Below are 18,848 nucleotides of genomic sequence, written 5' to 3' on the forward strand. Positions count from 1 at the left end.
GTCGTGGCGTGTGAAACCCGCGCTACTGCGCGTTGCTTTATCCTCGAGGGTGAATTCCTCCCTGCTGGTTTGTAGGTCGGGCTTCGCCCGACGTTGTCATTAGCGCAGGGTGAAGTAGCTCAATCTCGTAAATATCCCGGCCTTGTTGCGGCGGTGAATACGCGCTGTAGCTGGAAATGACCGAAGGCTCCAAATGACCCGTGACCTGCTCAAGGTCCCCTAGCCGCAGACCTTGGCGTACAAGATAGGTGATATAGCTGTGCCGGATTGCTTCGGCCGTAATTTTCTGGGGATCAGGCAAACCCGAGTCCACTGCCGCACAGATTAATGCGGCGGAAAGATCGATGCGCGTCCCTGGGTCATCCGGGTTCCATACAGGATGACCCCCTGACTGCATGAGCGACGATTTAACGGAATTGCTCAGAGGAATGATTCTGGGCGACCTTCCTGCCATATTGATGGCTGCGGCATCCAGATCGATCTGGTCGGCCGTCAACGATGCGGCTTCATCGATAGTCAATCCGCTGAGCAATAAGCCAATCAGTTGTTTTCCCTTTAGATTGGCAGCGTTGAGCAAGATTCTTAGCTGATGACTGGAAAGCTCCCGGCACGCCGGGGCTGCCAAGGCATTGTTTGTTTTTTGCCCCATTTGGCCCGCCGTGGCGCCGAGCGCGGCATGAGAATGTTCGATTAATGGGGCAGAGGGGGCCGGATGGCCCTGCACGCCAAAAACCGCAACAAGCGGCTGCTGTTCTTTTTTTTGCGTTGCCAAATACTCGAAAACCCATACGCTAAAGAGCCCTAGCAATAGCGACCCTACAATGGCTATCAAAGCGTCCCGGCTATAATTGGGCCTGAGTGGTTCCACCGGTTCAAAAGCCCTGCTAATGACAGTTACCTGCGGATATTTATCTTTGCGGCCGGTTTTGACTTGTACCAACCGCTCCTGCGCGTCTCGATAAAGTGTCTCCAAACCTTCCAGATCGGTTTTCAAGGCATCGTGCTCAGCAAATTTGGATGTGAATGCTGATGCTTGCCGTTTATGCTCACTCAATTGAGCACGAATTTCTCTAACAGTTTGTTGTGCGGCCGCATACGCCATCTCGGCATCTGTCAATGCCACGCTTGCGCCGTATTTACGTTTATTATTGACTGCGATCTCCAGTTCCTTGATTTGCTCTGGAATAGATCTCAAATCAGGTTGCAGATTTAAATACTCCCGTGTAAATTTTTTATCGAGTTCCGCCAGCTTTTCGCGCAAATCCCGCAAACGCGATTCAAGATCAACCAGGCTGCCCTTCTCATCATCGGGAACCACCGCCTTTCCCCGGCCAATGGCGGTCTGGATAGAACTCAGGTGGGCCCTCGCCTTCACTTCATCCTCACTGGCCTTGTTGAAAGAATCGTTCAGGCCTTTAAGGCGGGCTGCTGCTTCATTCTCCTCACGTTGCGTGGAAGAGATATCGTGGTTTTTTCGGAAAGCCTCCAGCTCTAGCCGGGCAGAGCTAACCTTATCAGCCAGCCGCTTTACCTCGTCCTCCACAATATGTTCGGTATCGGTTGTCAATCTTTTGACTTCTTCAGTCCGTGCATCCAGGTACACATCTATCCACGTGTTAATGAGCAGCGGCAAGAACTTTGCATCGGGCCCTTCTGCCTTTATCTCAACGAGATTGGTTTCAGCGATGGGATCGACATTCAACAAATTCTGAATATCGGATGCAGTCAGCCGTTGCAGAGATTTGCCTGCTGATGTCGCCTTGAGTCGCGACACAGTCTCTGCAGCAAGCTCGTGCCGCAGAAAAATCTGTCGCTGAATAGCGACATGCTGAATATCCGCCTCGCTGCTTTCACGGTCTATGGCTGTCATCGCCGAGGTCAGCAAGGTGGCGCCGCTACCGTAAATTGCTGGTCGGCTGTAAACATAAGCCAGGCTTATAGCAAGGCTGATTAGAAATACCAGGCTGAAGATGCTGAATCTGCGGGACCGGTACCAGGGATGCTCATCCGTGTCGCCTGCGGCACGGAAATCTGGGGTAAAGCGGGAATCAATTCTGTTTTTCATAAACCGGGTTACATCCAAAAATTCGATATAGCGAACGCAATCCAGGTTTCAATGGATAGGCAAAATAATAGCCGGATATGTTCAGGAATAGCAATTAGATAAAGATTCGGCAAACTTATATCACGCTACAAGCAAAAGGCGTGCTAGCTCTGCATTGAGATAAAGGAAAGTAAATTCATCATATTGTTTCCATGCAGCACCTGTCCATCAAATAGATGGTTACGAAGATCAAATAGAACGTCAACAGACCAGACGACACGATAGCAACCTCACCACTTTCATGTCAGGCGTTCTCATCAGTTCTGCGAAAACGCGAACTTATAAAATCTTGTGCCACAAATGCAGCTTCCGTTCGGTTCCGCACGAACGAAACCCGATCCGTTCCCGGACAATGTGCGCAATTCGAGAAATGAAGCTTTCATATTACTGTAAAAGTTTCGTTTTAAGCTGAAGACGTAGCTGGAGCGGTATACGCTTTTCGAAAGCGGGCAAAAAAATATTGGAAGCCCTTAAACGCCCTTCGCCCTTTTTGGCGAACAACCGCTTCGGAAACTTATTATGGTTTATTCAGCTTTTTTATTTATTCCCTTCAGGGGCGCACAATGAAAAAACGTAATGATCAGGATGTGTTCGGCATAGCTTCTGCATTGTTTGATCACAGGTCGGCAGCCTTCCGACAAAAAATGTTTAGACATTTCCAATCGAGTGGCCACCAGCATTGGGTAAATATCGAAAAAATACCGGAAAGGAAAAAGCATGAGAGCATCACACTTTATAAAGAAAGCGCTTGACTGAAAGCTTGGCTGGCGTCCTGCATCTTCACCCGGCTCAGGCATTCCCGTCATGGCTACGGTGTTGCCGAGCTATCGCCGACAACACAAATTGCGCTTGAAACCCCCGGGTTATGCAATGGCCTCGTGACTGGAAAATTTCGATGAGTCACGAGACACTTCCGGCCTCTCTTCTTATATTCATTTAATCCCATGCCCTACCCCATGGCATTGATGCCCGCAGTGTTTGTGGGCCACGGCAACCCGATGAATGCGATCTCCCGCAACTCATATACTGCAGCGTGGTCCGCGATCGGCGCCTCGCTCACCCACAGACCCAAAGCTATTCTCTGCATTTCGGCACACTGGTACGTGCCGAAAACAGCAATCACAGCCATGGCGCATCCGCGGACTATTCACGACTTTGGCGGATTTCCCCCGGAGCTTCATCAAGTTCAGTATCCCGCACCGGGTTCCCTTGAGTTCGCTGCAGAAGTCGCGGATTTGCTGATGCCAGTTGCGGTCATGGACACAAGCTGGGGTCTTGATCACGGCGCCTGGTCAGTTCTCATGCACATTTTTCCCGACGCCGATATTCCCATCGTCCAATTGAGCATAGATGAAACCCGGGAAGCGGCCTGGCATTACGACACGGCCCGACGCCTGGCGCCATTGCGCGATCAGGGAGTGCTTATCCTGGGCAGTGGGAATATCGTACATAATTTGCACGCGTATGCATGGGGAAAGCACAATGTAGAACCATACGATTGGGCTGTCCGGTTCGAGAATGTCGTACGTGAAGCGTTAAGCTCGGGCGATGTCGATTCTCTCATAGCGTATGACAAACTGGGGCAGGACGCATTGTTATCGGTACCCACCCCAGAGCATTACCTTCCGTTTCTCTACGTCCTTGCACAACGCCGGAAAGATGAGGAAATCAGTTTCCCGGTGGAAGGATTTGATGGCGGCTCAATTTCCATGTTGGCGGTAAAGATCGGCTAACCCGGATGTTTCATAAATTCGCGTGATGATTGCGCAGGATTTTGTTTTGTAGGGAAATTTTGTGAAGAGTGGCGTAGTTATTCATACGCCCGACTGAACGAAATTTTCATACGAAACAAAAGACCAGCAAGGGCGCGCGTCAATTTATGAAACATCCGGGTTAAGATCAGCCTTGATCATGACCCGGCGATACCGATGGGTACCCCAGGTTTTCAAAGGCGGCCGTAATGGTATGCCGCTGTCTTTTCCTGTCGGCTCACGCGCTCTCGTATCGCATCTTCATACTCCGCAAATCCCATGAGTGCGTGGGGTTGCGTTGATCCTTGCGTAGCCTTCAGCAGCGCATGCGCCCCAAGCTGCGCGGATTCAATCGCTAATTCAATTCCCATTCCGCTGAGCGGATCTGGCGCATAAGCAGCATCACCGACAGCGATCCAGCCTTCTCCCGACATCCTGTCGAACACCTGGGCGCCAGCCATACGGCCGGATATTTGTATCTTTCCTGATGCAGCCGACAGTAGAGGTGCGAGCAGCCGAGTGTTGCGAAGCTCGCGAACAAAAAATTCCTTCAGGGAGGCAGGCCTTTTTTTAACCTCATCGCGATCAGTACAGAAACCGGCAAAGTAACTGCCGTCCCCGGCGGGCAATGCATACCACCAACCGTTGTCCATACCCTCGACATAAAGCGTATTCCCGGGCGATGGAACTGACCCGCTAACCGGCGTTCGTAAGAACGTCATCAAGGCAATCCCCGATGGTTCGGCTACGGGTGACCGGTCAACAAACTGTGCGGCCACGCGGCCGGTAGCAAGGACTAGAAAACTGGCAGAGGCATGACTTCCGGCCTCATCCCCGACGGTTGCGGCGGCCGAGCGCATCAGGAGATGCCACTGATCTCCGCTGCGCTCGATTCCCACAATTTTGGCATCGTCAATGATCAATACGCCCGCCATGCAAGCCACGTCACGCAGCGCCCGGTCGAAAAGCGGGCGCTCTATTGCGATACCGGCACCCCATGGATTAAACATTGCGTTAAATGTGACGGGCTCGGGCGTATCCCATAATGATATCGTCTCGTGGACTTCTACCCCGAGCGATGCCTTCTGAAAAAAATCGGGGCTGTAGCGTTCAATAAGGTGACGCGCGTGGCCAGACACGAGTTCGATGCCGCCTGCGGCATAACCGCCCCAATGTACGAGACCCACGCGCGCGCCGCCGCGCGCGAGCATGAGCGCGCATATCGCACCCGCCGGTCCACCGCCGACGACAGCAATATCTAAACTTCGGCTAAGCCCGGGCATGCGCTGCAACGCCGGTTGTTGCACTTGAAAAATGCCCAGGTTCAACACTGACCCCGTTATCCACCAGCGAAGCTGTAGCTATATTGAATATCATTATCAGAATACGCAGTGGAAAAGCTGATTTAATGTCTGGATCGGGAGCAGCGATTTCACCCGGCGCATCGATCGCGCAGGCGTATACTCATTCTGTACTAACATGATTTTATATGGAAGAATTCATTAGAAAAGAAGGTTTCCGGTGCGGAACATATTGCCCTTCAGGGATCGGTCTGCGGCAGAAAACCAAAACCGCATCTAATTCCAGCTTGCCATTATGAAAGAGGATATCGACCATGAATCCGGATAAGAGAATGCAAAATCATCGCGTCATGTTGAGTCGTCGCATGATATTGAAAGCATCGGCTGCAATATTCGCTACAGGCATATTGCCATCGCTCACTACAGTTTTTGCGCAACCGGCTCTGAACCGGACACAAGATCAGATCCTGGGTCCCTTTTATCCGATCATGAGCAAACCCGATCGCAGCGGAGACCTGACTCGGGTACCCGGCGGGTCGGGGCGTGCAAAGGGACAGCTTCTTATGGTTACCGGGCGCGTGCGGAATCCTGCAGGAAACCCAGTGGCAGGCGCGGAGATCGAAATATGGCAGGCCAATGCTTTCGGCCGCTATACGCATCCCGACGATACGAACCCGGCGCCGCTCGATCCGAATTTCCAGGGTTTCGGCGCGGTAACCACCGGTCCCGATGGCCTCTATCAGTTCAAAACAATCAAACCCATACATTATCCCGCGGGAATCACCGGCATCAGGCCGGCGCATATTCATTTTGACGTCAAGGGCCGCCACGACGTCCTCGTAACGCAGATGTACTTCGAAGGCGATCCATACAATGACAAGGATCCATACCTCCAGAGCACTCCCGATCCGGAAGCGTTGATCGTAAAGCTGCACTCACCAAGAACAGAAGAGCCTGAATTCATGGTCGCGGTATTCGATATTATATTCAGAGGCTAATGTCGCTGGCTGGTTACGCATACCTGAACCTCGGCCGGTTATATAGCGAATGGCGAAGGGATCACTGTAAGTTTTACGTATGCATGACCTTGAGAATTCAATGATTATTGTGATCAACAGGACATGAAATACCTCGGTCATCTCTCGACGAATGATCCTTTTTATACATACCTTCGCAACGATATTATTCCTCTGCTGGACGTCGGCATAAATTCTCCCGACTTCCGTGTATATCAACTACCGGCGTCCAACCACGTCTACCTCTACGAAGACAGCCACAGCCACACCCGCATTATCGGAAAATTTTTTGGCGGCGTCGCCGGCTTCGGGCCGGAGGTCGCCTTTCATCGAATGGAGCGAGAATTCAATAACCTGAATTATCTCCGAAGCATCGGCTTTAAAGGCTATCCGCATTACGTCGCGCGCCCCCTGGGGCGAAACGCCGATCTGAATAAGGTATTGGTAGAAGAATTCTGCTACGGCACGCCGCTTGCGGACTTCATCGTCAAGGCGATTCGCGAAAACGCCCGCGATATTCTTTTTCAAAAACTTGCTGCACTCGCCTATTTTCTCGCAACACTGCACAACCGAACTGCACACGACAGCAAAGTAGACTTCAACAAAGACGGTGTATATTTTGATCGCATTATGGAACAATTGACCAATGCCCGACGTGTCGAGCGGGACGAAGCTTTGGAGTTTTACCGGTTCAAGGACCAGTGGCGGGAGAAAACCTTTATGTGGGAAGACCAGCAGGTCCTTGTTCACAGCGATGTCACTCCAGCTAATATTCTGTTTGGCGGCGGCCCCTGGGTGATCGTTATCGATCTGGAACGGATGAAATCGGCGGACAGGGTTTTTGATCTTGGGAGAGTGGTCGGAGAACTCCAGCATTTCTTCATGCAGAAAACCGGTGATAAATGGCTGGCCGAGCCGTTTATCGGACATTTTCTATGGGAGTATGCCTGTCACTTTCCTGATCGTGACGCCGCTTTCGGCGCCATCACCCGGCGTATCCCCTTTTATTCGGGACTCACCCTCCTGCGCATCGCCCGCAATGCATGGATCGGTAAGAAATATAGCCGCCAATTACTGGATGAAGCCAAAAAAACGTTGAGGTAATCATGACGATAAAAGGCATTCTATTTGATCTCTACGGCACTCTGATCGATATCGAGACCAATGAGTCGATGGAGGAAATCTACCGCGCGATTGCTCACTATCTGACCTACCAGGGAGTATATTTGCACCGCTGGGAAGTAAGGGAGCGTTATTATCAAATCATGAAGCAGCAGAAGGAAGCGCGCGGGGAGGAATATCCTGAAATTGATGTAGAAGCCATATGGAACGAATTACTCATGCAGGAAGGCATCCGGTCAGCGCCCATCCGGGGGCAAGTAGCGAAGGTTATTTCCCATATTTACCGCGGCATATCCTGCAATCGCCTTCAGCTATATCCCGGCGTCAAGCAAGTATTGAATGAATTGCGGATGAGCTACCGCCTGGCCCTCATCTCGGATGCCCAGTCCTGTTTTGCGCAGCCTGAAATCCGTGCCGTCGGGCTGGAAGGCTACTTCGAGTCTACCGTTATCTCCAGCCATTATGGCTTCAGAAAACCCGACTCCCGTCTTTTCCAACGAACGCTCGGCAACATGAACCTCAAACCGGCTGAAGTGATCTGGGTGGGTAATGACATGTTCCGAGACATCTATGGAGCGAAGTTACTGGGAATCAAGAATATCTTCATTGATTCCAACCAAGGCGCAAAATCCTATAGGGATGTGGCTCCGGATTACCGTGCCCAAAAATTCGCGGACGTTCTCAAAGGCGTGGCGATGCTGAGACAAGCGAACGCTACTGCTACTATTAACCCGGATACCTGAACTTCAATCGGTTAACGAAGGGTGCTGAAAGTGTAAAATCGCTGTCACTTGGTATGAAAACACTGCAGCTATGTTCCGCGCCCTCATCGTTTATCTTGAGGTTGGCAAATATTGCCTTATCCGCTGGACGTGCCACCCGAATTTGCGACGTTCCCGCATCTAACTTATAGCCAACCGGTAAGATCCTCCGGGCTTCGGCGCCTTCGAATTTTGAGACAGCACCTCGGGTGAGGAAAGAATGCCGAACTTCAGGCTGTACCTGCGGTTTTGAGGAGCCAGTCTTTGTCCATTTGACATTCAACAGAAATTCTTCGTTATGCGGTAAGTTTGGCGAAGCCCAGCATGTCAGGCCTTCGCGCTTCTGCATGCAAGTAGACCAGTCCTCCACCGCCTTCGATGCGACAGGATGTCCGACAGCGGACCTCTGCATGAAAAACTCCGCTGCCTGGGATGAATCCACCGTTGAATTCTTCGAGCAATAGCCGCTCTTCCACTGCGTGAATCGCTCCTCATTCAAGACGAGGCCCGATGAGCCTGCCCCGGAGTTCGCACCGGTGCTCGTTCCACCATCGTCGAGAGTGAAGAGCCCATATGAAAGACCTAACGAGCCATCATCGGCGGATTGACGCGCGCGCTTGACTGCGGTCAATGCTTGCGCGAAATTCAAGGAACATAATTCTGCGTATAGCGATCGATCTCTCAGCCGAGCATCGGCTTGGGGATACTCGCTATAGAACCCATTCGTAAGAATATTATGACAGGTACTTTCAGCAGCGGACGCGCTTCCCGGCAAAATAAAGGCGATAAACGGCATGGATAAAATGAAGGCAATGACGGCATTTCGGTTTTTCATGATGTTCCTCCGCGGCAGTAAGCATAGTATAGCTAAGATGGGCCGTTTGGATAAGACGAAGGACTGTCGACTCTAATACCATTTTTTGCGCTGAGCCAAATCAAGAAGGCGATTGATTCCTATACAACATCCTGACCCGTATGATTCTGCATCGCGCTCTTATATGATGCTTCCTGGTCTATGGGGAAGAAATCCATTGAGTAGCAGCGAATTCCCGGAGCGCTCTTTAATACTGCGCTTTGTTAGCCATCACACAGAAAAGCGCTTTACTCTATGCTCAACTAGCGGCAGGCAGAAGCTCTGCCATTATTCCATGGTTGGCAAGATGATCAGAAGAGCCATACATCATCAACTGGAAGGCCCTTCTCTCTGGAGTGGCTTCCGCTTTTTTAATATCCGATGATAAAGTTCCTTTCTCGCTCAACCGTAATATGATGAGTCGGAACCCATGGCTCATCGTTTTGCTTTACGCCGCCTTTTCAACGCTTTGGATTGTCGTTGCGGGCTATTTGATCTCGCTCTCCCATGATGATCCGGTTTTGCGGAGCCGTGCCTATCTCGCGAAAGAACTGATTCTTGTCGCGATCAGTAGTGTCATGTTTTATCTGCTGCTTAAGTGGAGTCGAAACAACGTCATTCCTTCGGGGTCACCCGGACCGGATTCCGGAAACGTCTCGTTAAATCGGTTATTGCTGATATTTTTCTCGATGGCCATGGTCGCACCCCTGGTTAGTATCGGCATCGTCAAGATATATGAGCCACAAATAGAGCGGGATGCATATGCGAATCTTCAAACTATCGTTGACCTTAAAGCAGAACAGATCGAGCTTTGGCTGGCCGAGCGACACGGGGATGCGGAAGCATTAGCGATGAGTCAGGCGCTCGTCGAGCGGATAGTGAATCTGAAGCGCGATACCGATGGGCGCCTGCAACAGCTTATTCGCAGCCGGTTGGACGCGGTTCGGCAGGCCTATAGCTACGAGTCTGTACTGCTGATGGATATAAAAGGACAGCCTCTGCTGGCGTTAGGCGATGCGCATAAACTGCCTGCTATTACCAGGACATTACTGACTGCTGCCTTGCAGACGCGCGAGATACAGAGCAGTGACCTGTTTCTGGACGAACGTGGGGAAGCCCGGCTGGATATCGTAGTGCCTCTGGTTCACGATGGCATGAGCAACGAGGCTGTCGCAGTCGTCGTTTTGCGCGCGGATCTCGAACAATTCCTGGTTCCGCTGGTGGAAAAATGGCCCGGTCGCAGCCCCAGCGCGGAGACACTGCTAATCCGTAAAGCAGGTGAAAATATCACCTATCTTAATAAATTGCGCCACACCGGAAGCTCCGGGGGCGCCACGTTGCAACGCCAATCGTTAGCCGCGAGGGAAGACTTGCCTGGCGCCATTGCAGCACGAGAAGGCCAGCGTGGAACGGCGAGTGGAACCGATTATCGCGGGGAGCCGGTCATCGCAGTTTACCGGCCAATTTCCGGCTCTGCCTGGCAGCTGCTCGCAAAAATCGATCATAGTGAGGTACTTGCCCAATTATGGACCCTGGTATTCTGGGTCAGCGTGGTAATTTTAATCGCGATGGCTACGGTAGGCGTAATGTTGCTGCTGCTCTGGCGTCAGCAGCAACGCGCTCATCAACTGGAGTTGATTGTCCGCACTGCCGAGCAAGACCGCCTCCTCAAGTATTTTTACGAATTGCCATTTATCGGTATGGCAATCATCTCTCCCGAAACCAGGCGCTGGCTGCGATTCAACAACCAGTTATGCGAAATGCTTGGTTATTCCCGCGAGGAACTCACCGAAAAGAATCTGGCTGAGATGACATATCCGGCGGACATGAAAAAAGACATTGCCGATCTGGAACGTGTCCTGCGGGGAGAGTCGGAAGGCTATGCAACGAACAAACGTTTCCTCCGCAAAGATGGTTCGATTGTGATGGCCAACATGGATGTCAAATGCGTACACAGAAATAGTGGCGAAGTTCATTACGTCGTCACCATGATCCGCGATGTAACCGAGCAGGAGCGGCAAAAGGCCGAAATTCTTGCTGCGCAAAGTCAGTTGCAAGCCACGCTGGATGCCATACCCGATCTGCTATTCGAGCTAGACCTCGACGGCTGCTGCCATGCCTATCATTCCGCACGCACTTACCTGCCTGGTTCTCCTGTTGAAGATTTGCTTGGCAAGAAAATTTCAGATGTTCTTCCGCCGAGCGCAGCAGATATTGTCCTGTCAGCATTGCTGGAGGCTCAGAAAAAAGGGCTGTCATCCGGCAAGCAAGTAGAACTGGAGCTTTCAGGAGAAAAAGGCAGGTTGTGGTTTGAACTCTCCGTCTCCCGAAAGCAGCTGAGTGCCGAGCTGGAGCCTCGCTTCATTGTTCTCGCGCGAGATATCACCGAACGTAAGGCATCCGAACAGCGCATCATGCAACTTGCTCACTACGATCCTCTCACTGCGCTTCCTAACCGCGCGTTGCTGGCGGATCGGATGAAGGTCGCGATTAAACGCGCCGAACGGCGTTCTGGCCGGCTCGCCCTGCTATTCGTGGATCTCGACCGTTTCAAGCCGATCAACGATTCGCTTGGACACGACATTGGCGATCATTTGCTTAAAGCTGTGGCGGAACGCATGCAAGCTTCAGTTCGTAGCGTTGATACGGTAAGCCGGGTCGGAGGCGACGAATTTGTTGTCCTATTGAGCGAGATCGAAACGACAGAGGATGCGGCACGCGTTGCGGAAAAACTTATTTTTGGATTATCGCAGCCATATCTGATTGAAGAGCATGAGTTGCTGTTGACCGCAAGCATCGGCATTTGCATCTATCCGGACAATGGTAAGGAATCCAATATTCTGTTACGCAATGCAGATGCCTCGATGTACACCGCTAAGGAAGCCGGCCGAAACCGTTATCAATTCTACTCGCGTGACATGACGGTGCGGGCAATCGAACGGGTCAGTCTTGAACACGATCTGCGGGGCGCAGCTGAACGCGGCGAAATATTTTTGGTGTACCAGCCGCAAATCGAGCTTGCGACGGAGCGAATAATCGGCGCGGAGGTGCTGATGCGCTGGCAGCACCCTATGCGCGGGCTCATTTCGCCGATTCGATTCATTCCCGTCGCAGAGGACAGCGGCTTGATTCTCGCAATGGGAGAATGGGCGCTGCGCGAAGCCTGCGGGCAGGCCCGGATATGGCGCGATCGCGGGTTACTGGATATATGTATCTCGGTCAACGTTTCGGCGGTCCAATTCCGTCAAACCGATTTTGTCGTTACCGTTGAGCGCGCACTCAGGGATGCAGGACTATCGCACGGCAACCTGGAGCTGGAACTCACCGAAAGCGTAGTGATGCAGGGGATGGAGCCTACCCTGGGGAAATTACGGGAACTGGACGCTCTTGGAGTAAAGGTCGCAATCGATGACTTTGGCACCGGCTACTCGAGCCTCTCATACCTGCGGCAGTTTACGGTCGCTAGATTGAAAATCGATCAGTCCTTCGTACGGGACTTGCCGGGCAATGTTGACGCTAAAGCCATCGCGGCGGCGATTGTGGCCATGGGCCTTAGCCTCGGCTTGCGCATTATTGCCGAGGGCGTGGAGACCAAAGCGCAGGCGGAATTTCTGCAAAGCGTCTCATGCAAGGAAGGCCAGGGTTATCTGTATGCCTGGCCTATGGCAGCCGACGAGTTTGAAGCATGGGTAGCGGAATGGCAGAGCCGAACAGACAAGAAGTCGCACGCAGTTTGAATCGAAGAATCGAAGAAGCAAAGGCGCATCGAAATTCGTCAAAATATCAGTTGAGGGGAGCCTGAGACACTCCGTGAAAATCGTGATTCTTCCCGCGCGTTTGTTTCTACCTGTATTGCGGCTTGGCCACTCTTGCTTAATTCTTCTCTTCCCGATTCTCGGTCCTCTCCTTTTTGACTGGATTCTGCAGTGTATAACCCTCCTCATTTGCCTTGTAACCGCCATAAGCGCCTACGCCCGCTGCTGCCAGCAGCCAGCAGCCCGACAGCATAGGCACTGTCAGTAAAAGCGTTACCAAATAAAGCAATGACCGTACTTTCATTAGCGATCTCCTGAAGTTAAAAAATGCTGGTTTTGTGATCCCGCTTAAAGCAGCGTATCGCTAAAATCATAGGTGAATGAGTGTTAAAGTCTGTGCGGTTGCAAACGTTTGTCATTGCGTACGCGCAGTATACTAGAACATAAACGGGTCCTTACTACCCTTTTTATTACCCTTATTACCGCCGCCATCGCGAGCGCGTTCGAAGCGCCGCCGACTTGACTGTATAGCAATGATACGTCAAAGACGATTTCATACTTCCAAATGAAATGAGCATCGGATCATGGCGCTCTTACTCGATCATGAATTCTGTCAATGACAGGCAAACCGGAATGATTACGCGAGCCATATGCAGAAGCTGTAGCCCCTGCGATTCCACCGAAAAATTCCCAAAGGAGACAGGTATGAAAGTATCCGAGCTTAAAGACGAACTGCTCGATTACTGGGCGGCGAAAGCAAATGGTGCAACGGAAGTGCACGTAATTGATTCACACTGCGTCATCAATCATGTTCGCTGGGAACCGTCGCTCGACTGGTCGCAAGGCGGGCCTATTATAGAAAGAGAGGGAATTAACCTCAGTCATAGCCTGGAGCCAGGTTCGGAGCACTGTACAGCATATATGAGATCCGGAAGAAACCGGCAAAAAGGGCTCACGCCCTTGATCGCCGCTATGCGGTGCTATGTCGATTTCAAGTTCGGCGAGGAAGTTGAGGAGTAATGCCCGAGCTGTCACTTATAAACCTGGGACGGATTGGAGAAAGGATGCGACGCGACACGCGGGCATGATGCGATAACATATGGCAAACATAAAACTGAAAGCACACTTGCGCGAAGCATCGCAACCTGCACGGATTCTGGCCGTCCAAGCATTTTCCCGCGCGGCCGGAGCTCCACTCGTACATGGCAACAGCATCCGCCTCCTCAAGGATGCAAAAGAGAATTACCCTGCATGGCTTGAAGCGATCCGTTCGGCGGAAAAGAACGTTCATTTTGAAAATTATATTATTCGTGACGATAATATTGGCAAGCAGTTTGCCGATGCGCTTATCGCAAAAGCAAAAGAAGGCTCCCGGGTAAGAGTGCTATACGATTGGATGGGCGCCCTGACCGAAACGTCGGGCAGCTACTGGCGGCGCCTCAGCGACGGCGGCGTCGAAGTGCGCTGTTTCAATCCACCGAGCTTCAACAGCCCGTTGGGCTGGGTGAGCCGGCTTCACCGAAAGTCGCTTTCCGTGGATAATCGTGTTGCGTTTGTCAGCGGATTATGCGTTGGGCAGATGTGGGCAGGTTATCCCGAACGGGATATTCCACCATGGCGCGATACGGGCATCGCAGTGCGCGGCCCGGTAGTTGCCGATGTGGTACAGTCATTTTCCCGCGCTTGGGCTGAGGTTGGGCCGGAAATCCCTGCCGACGAACTGCCGGACCAGAAGTCAATTCCTATAGAAGGTACGGTCGATATGAGGGTGCTGGGTCATGTCGCAGCCACCGCTGGATTATATCGTCTCGAACAACTGATAGCGGTATTGGCGCAAAAAACCCTCTGGCTTACCGATGCCTACTTCGTTGGCACCACGAGCTACGTGCAAGCGCTGAGAGGCGCGGCGATGGATGGCGTGGATGTCCGTTTGCTGGTGCCGGGATCGAGTGGCGACCTCAAGTTTTTGCGGCCGATATCGCGCGCCGGTTATCGTCCTCTGCTGGAAGCCGGGGTGCGTGTATTTGAATGGAATGGATCGATGTTGCATGCCAAGACTGCCGTTGCGGACGGACGGTGGGCACGTGTCGGATCAAGCAACCTCAATCTGGCCAGTTGGCTCGGCAATTGGGAATTGGATGTTGCCGTGGAAAACCTGGGGTTCGCACATGAAATGGAGCAGATGTATCTACAGGATCTGGACAACGCCACCGAAATCGTGCTCAGTGAAAAAAACCGTGTCCATCCGGTCGAGGAGCCCGAGCCTCCCCCCAAGTCGCATCGCGCAGGGATGGGTAGCGGCAAGAGCGGAAGCGCAGGAAGGCTTACCGCCGGCGCGATCCGTGTAGGCAATACCGTGGGGGCAGCCATTACCAATCGCCTTGTCCTTGGCGCTGCGGAGGCGAAAATCATGCTGTCCGGGGGCGCTGCGCTGCTGGTTCTGGCCGTGCTTGCGCTGGTGCAACCGCTGCTGATAGTGGTTCCTTTCGCGTTGATCGCTGGCTGGTTTGGTATTTCACTGCTGCTCCAAGCCTACCTGTTACACAAAAGCAGGAAAAACGGTAACGTGTCCGATGTGCCGCCCAGCAGAAACAAGGACAACGTGGTCGAGATTCCGGGCTTGCGCCGTGAGTCTGCTGCCGAGCCACCCCCCCGAGAACCGAGCGACGCGCGAGACGGACCTTGAGGCAAGTTACCGGATATCCAGCGGACAGACCGATCCTCTCATTCTCTTTTCTTAAAAAGATAATATTGGCCTTCCAGCTTCCACTCCATTACTGATGGAAAGGCCGGCTCCGCCATGGTGCAATATCAAATGCGACGTTGCATTATCGGCTGACGGTTTTCACGCGCTCTCGTCTGATTATTTCATCGATTAATGTCTGGAATTGCTCCCGCGCCTCCTGTTTGACGAACACATCCCCCACCATGGCAGGCATCCATACACCGGGAACAAGAACCGCATGATAGATGATGCGCGTTTGCCCTCGTTCTGGCCGCAGTTCCGTGGTCTCCTCCATTTTACGCATATTGCCGCTAATCATGCGTTCGTGGATTCTCTCGAAGGGAACCAGCTTTATTTCTCGTACTGATTCGAATGAAAAGACAATGAAACCGTATTTCGTGATACTTTTTTGCAAAACATGGCAGTGGTTGCCCATTCTGCCAGTGACCCTGCTGGACAGAATACCTGGATTAAACTGGGGTATGTTTTCGAAATCGGTCAGTACGGCCCAAGCCTTCTGGGGCGCAACCGGAACGACAAAACTGACGTCAATGATGATCTGCTCGCCATCATTCTGTACGTCGACCCTGATATTTTTATCATGGGGTTCGAGTATCTGCTTGACGGGATTCAAAACCTGTACGTTTTCACTCCTGGGCTGATTCTCCTCTTGCGACCAAGCTGAATCTCCCAGAAACAGATTCAGGAGAATGGCAGCGAAAATGACTTGGAATTTATTCATCGTTCAGAACCTGTAGTTCTGCATTGGGGTTTATTATTCGCCGATTTTTGCAAAGGAACAATATTTTTTTGATGAGCATGAATGAAGGTATTGACGGTACGGTACTACACGCCAATCGGTTTACCCCGCTATGAATTTTTCCGGTTTCACTTCCCTGGAGTCTGTCGGATTTAAAGGAAATCAGCTGCCAAACGCCTGGCCTGTTCATATTTCGCCGCTTTTTCAACCTACAGGAAATAACTATTGGCCTTCAAAATCCTCGAATCTGCCCTCACTCATTCACTTTTTCACTTCGATTCTTCAAGTCCGACCTGCTGCTGGACTACAATAGCAAAACGACGGGCTCGAAAGTTAGCCATAGGCACATCGCCAATCTCAGGAGAAATCCCCATGAGTCTATTCCACCCGTGTATCGGCCCGGCGCTGCCGCCGGATGCGAACACCTCCATATCAGGCGCATCGAGAGCGGTACAAAGCCCCCTTACCCTGGTCATGACTATCCGTTCACCTGAAGATTTCAACATCCTCGATGAGCGAATAAAAAAAATCCAATCGGCGCCGCTAGAAAAAAATCCCATCTGGGTGGCGCTGGATAAGCTCAAGATCGTACATTTCGCGCGTTTCGTATTCCTCGAAAATAATACCAAGCTGGCGATAATTACGACATACGATGGCTCGTTCGACGATTATCTCAATGAGTTCATCGACGAGATAGGCGACGTGTTCAACGTGCTTCTCCAGCACATGAAGGACGCGCCGCCCCTGCCCGTGCAGCGCAATCGCAGCGCTTTCCGGGACTACATAAAAGCTAACGATCTGGGCGGGATTCCGCCTTTCTACAGCGCCTACCCACAGGCAACGGTGCTGGATATACAGGCTTCGCTGAGTCAGACCTGAAGGTAGCCCTCTGACAATCCTCCTATTTTTCAGTTCCCTTTCCGACGCCTGACTTGCTTCCAATGCCTGACTTGCCATATGAAGACATCCAGGGTTTCATCCTCCGCACTTATGCGATGCCGGTCCTACGTGTAATTGCCTTGAAGGTAGAACAAGCGGAGCCTGCCCGACGATTTTTGGGCGGATTGGTCAATGGCAGTAATGGTGGCCATGCCGATACCACCGATGTTGCGCCCAAGCTCGCTACCGCCACGGATTGGACGGTAAAACCGCAATATTGTCTCAATGTCGGGCTTACCTACACGGGCCTTGCCGCGCTTGGGCTCCCCGCCTCCTCGCTTGCATCCTTTCCGGAAGAATTTGTGGCAGGCGCCGCAGCCCGTGCCGAGAGGGTAGGAGATACAGGAGAAAGCAGTCCAAAGCATTGGAAGAGCCCATTCGCCAGTCCTGATCTACATATCTTGCTGCTTCTCTTCGCCGAAACGGAGGATGTGCTGGTACAAGCCACCGATCAGCTCAGGGCAGCTTATCCGCACGGCGCAATGTCCGAGCTTTCCGTGCAGGAAGCCCGAAGCCTGCCTGAAAGCAAGGCACACTTCGGGTATCGTGATGGCTTCGCGCAACCGTCCATCGATGGCGGGCTTCCGCCGGTGATGCCGGACGTACTTCCAAAAGCGCCCGCTGGAGAATTCCTTCTCGGCTACCCCAGCCAGTACGCTGACTTTACCTATCCCGTGCCTGTCCCTGCCGCGCTAGGGCGAAACGGGAGCTTTGCAGCTTTTCGCATTCTGGCCCAGGATTGTCACGGCTTCGAGCAGTTTTTGGCAGAATCGGCTCGTCAAACCGGCCTCGATCCGGAGTTGATAGCTGCCAAGCTCTGCGGCCGCTGGCGAAACGGCGTTCCGCTTTCCCTTTCGCCTCTATCCGCGGATGAGCAAATCCCCCTGGATGAGCGCAACAGCTTCGACTACGTACCCAGCGACAGCGTGCCGGATGCATTCGATGATGCTCGCGGCTACCGTTGTCCGTTGGGATCACATATTCGCCGCATGAATCCGCGCCACTCCGTGGTAGCCGGAAACGGCGGCCTCAAGCATCGCATTATCCGCCGCGGCCTTCCCTATGGCCCTCCTTACGATCCCGACAATCCCGATGATGGAATCGAGCGCGGGCTATTGGGTCTGTTTATTGGCGTAAGTCTTAAGGATCAGTTCGAATTTTTGATGTCCGATTGGAGCAATAAGGGAAGCTTTGCGCCGGGCTTGCGCGATACCAAAGATCCTGTTGTCGGGAACAATTCGGCCTCAGGCGCAACTTTTCTCATTCCCATGGAAAATCAGAAGCGTCCCGTCGAGCTTACCGGACTCTCCCGTTTTGTCACCTGCCGTGGCGCAGCTTATTGTTTCCTCCCCAGCGCCACCGCGCTTCGTTATATTTCCGCTTTACCCGATGCGTCGCTTTCCTGACAGGGCAACCAGCCTTAACTCTTCTGCCTGCCATTGGAAAAAAGCTCGTGAGGAGCCTTGAGACTTGCCTTATGCGCTATTTCAGATAGTCCCGGCAAGTAGCGAAGACCCAGCTAGAATAGTCAACAGGTCGTTGTCGTCCGCCCTGGCGAACCATTTCGCGCGAACTGGGCTTGGGAAATGAGGCGGATCGCTCTCCCCGGCAAACGAAACCGGATGACTTGGAATAGATAATCCTGAATTCAGGAGTTGGCAATTGGCAGTTGACCGCTATAGCCAAGCGATTTGCCAGTGACCTGGTGTCCAAAACATTAAGGGAAGATAAATTGGAGGGTTATCCAAGAGCGATCAGTTG

At 52.3% G+C, this 18,848-nt stretch carries 15 protein-coding genes; 10 read left to right on the forward strand and 5 right to left on the reverse strand.

The annotated features are described in order from the left end of the window. Window positions 1-37 precede the first annotated feature (37 nt). Window positions 38-2,065 (reverse strand): GumC family protein, encoded by a 2,028-nt coding sequence (locus BLS94_RS06880; protein WP_090958897.1) that lies wholly within the window; start codon window positions 2,063-2,065, stop codon window positions 38-40. A 602-nt stretch (window positions 2,066-2,667) separates the two neighbouring features. On the opposite strand from BLS94_RS06880, the gene BLS94_RS14535 reads away from it, so the two are divergent. Both BLS94_RS14535 and ygiD read left to right on the forward strand, forming a co-directional pair. After that, window positions 2,668-2,856 (forward strand): hypothetical protein, encoded by a 189-nt coding sequence (locus BLS94_RS14535; protein ID WP_143021659.1) that lies wholly within the window; start codon window positions 2,668-2,670, stop codon window positions 2,854-2,856. A 192-nt stretch (window positions 2,857-3,048) separates the two neighbouring features. Beyond that, entirely contained in the window at window positions 3,049-3,837 is a 789-nt protein-coding gene (gene ygiD / locus BLS94_RS06890; RefSeq protein WP_176767817.1) for a 4,5-DOPA-extradiol-dioxygenase, read from the forward strand. A gap of 212 nt (window positions 3,838-4,049) precedes the next feature. On the opposite strand, the gene BLS94_RS06895 is transcribed toward ygiD, so the two are convergent. After that, on the reverse strand, window positions 4,050-5,183 hold the full coding sequence (locus BLS94_RS06895) for an NAD(P)/FAD-dependent oxidoreductase (protein ID WP_143021660.1): 1,134 nt from the start codon (window positions 5,181-5,183) through the stop codon (window positions 4,050-4,052). Between the two features lie 305 nt (window positions 5,184-5,488). Between BLS94_RS06895 and BLS94_RS06900 the strand changes: the two genes are divergently transcribed. The 3 genes from BLS94_RS06900 (at window position 5,489) to BLS94_RS06910 (ending at window position 8,037) form a co-directional block, all read left to right on the forward strand. Beyond that, window positions 5,489-6,154, forward strand: a complete 666-nt coding sequence (locus tag BLS94_RS06900; RefSeq protein WP_218124755.1) for a dioxygenase family protein — start codon at window positions 5,489-5,491, stop codon at window positions 6,152-6,154. Window positions 6,155-6,277: 123 nt separating this feature from the next. Beyond that, window positions 6,278-7,276: an aminoglycoside phosphotransferase family protein gene (locus BLS94_RS06905; protein WP_090958910.1), complete on the forward strand. Its 999-nt coding sequence runs from the start codon at window positions 6,278-6,280 to the stop codon at window positions 7,274-7,276. Between the two features lie 2 nt (window positions 7,277-7,278). After that, window positions 7,279-8,037 (forward strand): HAD family hydrolase, encoded by a 759-nt coding sequence (locus tag BLS94_RS06910; protein ID WP_090958913.1) that lies wholly within the window; start codon window positions 7,279-7,281, stop codon window positions 8,035-8,037. Here BLS94_RS06910 and BLS94_RS06915 read toward each other — a convergent pair. After that, window positions 8,021-8,890, reverse strand: coding sequence for a hypothetical protein (locus tag BLS94_RS06915; RefSeq protein ID WP_072768526.1), 870 nt, complete (start codon window positions 8,888-8,890; stop codon window positions 8,021-8,023). The genes BLS94_RS06910 and BLS94_RS06915 overlap by 17 nt on opposite strands. Window positions 8,891-9,321: 431 nt before the next feature. Here BLS94_RS06915 and BLS94_RS06920 point away from each other — a divergent pair, with 431 nt between their 5' ends. Next, complete coding sequence (locus BLS94_RS06920) at window positions 9,322-12,645, forward strand: bifunctional diguanylate cyclase/phosphodiesterase (protein ID WP_090959023.1); 3,324 nt, start codon at window positions 9,322-9,324, stop codon at window positions 12,643-12,645. 136 nt (window positions 12,646-12,781) lie between these two features. On the opposite strand, the gene BLS94_RS06925 is transcribed toward BLS94_RS06920, so the two are convergent. After that, window positions 12,782-12,967 carry a hypothetical protein gene (locus BLS94_RS06925; protein WP_072768527.1) on the reverse strand — a complete coding sequence of 62 codons (186 nt, stop codon included), beginning with the start codon at window positions 12,965-12,967 and terminating at the stop codon, window positions 12,782-12,784. A 401-nt stretch (window positions 12,968-13,368) separates the two neighbouring features. Here BLS94_RS06925 and BLS94_RS06930 point away from each other — a divergent pair, with 401 nt between their 5' ends. Next, a complete protein-coding gene (locus BLS94_RS06930; protein ID WP_072768528.1) occupies window positions 13,369-13,683 on the forward strand; it encodes a phage protein NinX family protein in 315 nt (104 codons plus the stop codon). 79 nt (window positions 13,684-13,762) lie between these two features. Further along, window positions 13,763-15,349 (forward strand): phospholipase D-like domain-containing protein, encoded by a 1,587-nt coding sequence (locus BLS94_RS06935; protein WP_090958916.1) that lies wholly within the window; start codon window positions 13,763-13,765, stop codon window positions 15,347-15,349. 142 nt (window positions 15,350-15,491) lie between these two features. Here BLS94_RS06935 and BLS94_RS06940 read toward each other — a convergent pair whose 3' ends face one another. Further along, window positions 15,492-16,130 carry an SRPBCC family protein gene (locus BLS94_RS06940; protein ID WP_090958920.1) on the reverse strand — a complete coding sequence of 213 codons (639 nt, stop codon included), beginning with the start codon at window positions 16,128-16,130 and terminating at the stop codon, window positions 15,492-15,494. A gap of 390 nt (window positions 16,131-16,520) precedes the next feature. On the opposite strand from BLS94_RS06940, the gene BLS94_RS06950 reads away from it, so the two are divergent. Then, window positions 16,521-17,027 (forward strand): hypothetical protein, encoded by a 507-nt coding sequence (locus tag BLS94_RS06950; protein WP_090958926.1) that lies wholly within the window; start codon window positions 16,521-16,523, stop codon window positions 17,025-17,027. Between the two features lie 62 nt (window positions 17,028-17,089). Further along, window positions 17,090-18,493, forward strand: a complete 1,404-nt coding sequence (locus tag BLS94_RS06955) for a Dyp-type peroxidase (RefSeq protein ID WP_090958928.1) — start codon at window positions 17,090-17,092, stop codon at window positions 18,491-18,493. Window positions 18,494-18,848: the final 355 nt, after the last annotated feature.

The organism is Nitrosospira sp. Nsp18 (assembly GCF_900103145.1).
Classification (GTDB): domain Bacteria; phylum Pseudomonadota; class Gammaproteobacteria; order Burkholderiales; family Nitrosomonadaceae; genus Nitrosospira.

Excerpts from the sequence above, each read along its gene's own strand:
- BLS94_RS06955 (WP_090958928.1), top strand. The coding sequence starts at position 17,090 with ATGCCTGACTTGCCATATGAAGACATCCAGGGTTTCATCCTCCGCACT.
- BLS94_RS06905 (WP_090958910.1), top strand. The coding sequence starts at position 6,278 with ATGAAATACCTCGGTCATCTCTCGACGAATGATCCTTTTTATACATAC.
- BLS94_RS06930 (WP_072768528.1), top strand. The coding sequence starts at position 13,369 with ATGAAAGTATCCGAGCTTAAAGACGAACTGCTCGATTACTGGGCGGCG.
- BLS94_RS06915 (WP_072768526.1), bottom strand. The coding sequence starts at position 8,890 with ATGAAAAACCGAAATGCCGTCATTGCCTTCATTTTATCCATGCCGTTT.
- BLS94_RS06950 (WP_090958926.1), top strand. The coding sequence starts at position 16,521 with ATGAGTCTATTCCACCCGTGTATCGGCCCGGCGCTGCCGCCGGATGCG.
- BLS94_RS06900 (WP_218124755.1), top strand. The coding sequence starts at position 5,489 with ATGCAAAATCATCGCGTCATGTTGAGTCGTCGCATGATATTGAAAGCA.
- BLS94_RS06880 (WP_090958897.1), bottom strand. The coding sequence starts at position 2,065 with ATGAAAAACAGAATTGATTCCCGCTTTACCCCAGATTTCCGTGCCGCA.
- BLS94_RS06920 (WP_090959023.1), top strand. The coding sequence starts at position 9,322 with ATGATGAGTCGGAACCCATGGCTCATCGTTTTGCTTTACGCCGCCTTT.
- ygiD (WP_176767817.1), top strand. The coding sequence starts at position 3,049 with ATGCCCTACCCCATGGCATTGATGCCCGCAGTGTTTGTGGGCCACGGC.
- BLS94_RS06935 (WP_090958916.1), top strand. The coding sequence starts at position 13,763 with ATGGCAAACATAAAACTGAAAGCACACTTGCGCGAAGCATCGCAACCT.
- BLS94_RS06925 (WP_072768527.1), bottom strand. The coding sequence starts at position 12,967 with ATGAAAGTACGGTCATTGCTTTATTTGGTAACGCTTTTACTGACAGTG.
- BLS94_RS06910 (WP_090958913.1), top strand. The coding sequence starts at position 7,279 with ATGACGATAAAAGGCATTCTATTTGATCTCTACGGCACTCTGATCGAT.
- BLS94_RS06940 (WP_090958920.1), bottom strand. The coding sequence starts at position 16,130 with ATGAATAAATTCCAAGTCATTTTCGCTGCCATTCTCCTGAATCTGTTT.
- BLS94_RS14535 (WP_143021659.1), top strand. The coding sequence starts at position 2,668 with ATGAAAAAACGTAATGATCAGGATGTGTTCGGCATAGCTTCTGCATTG.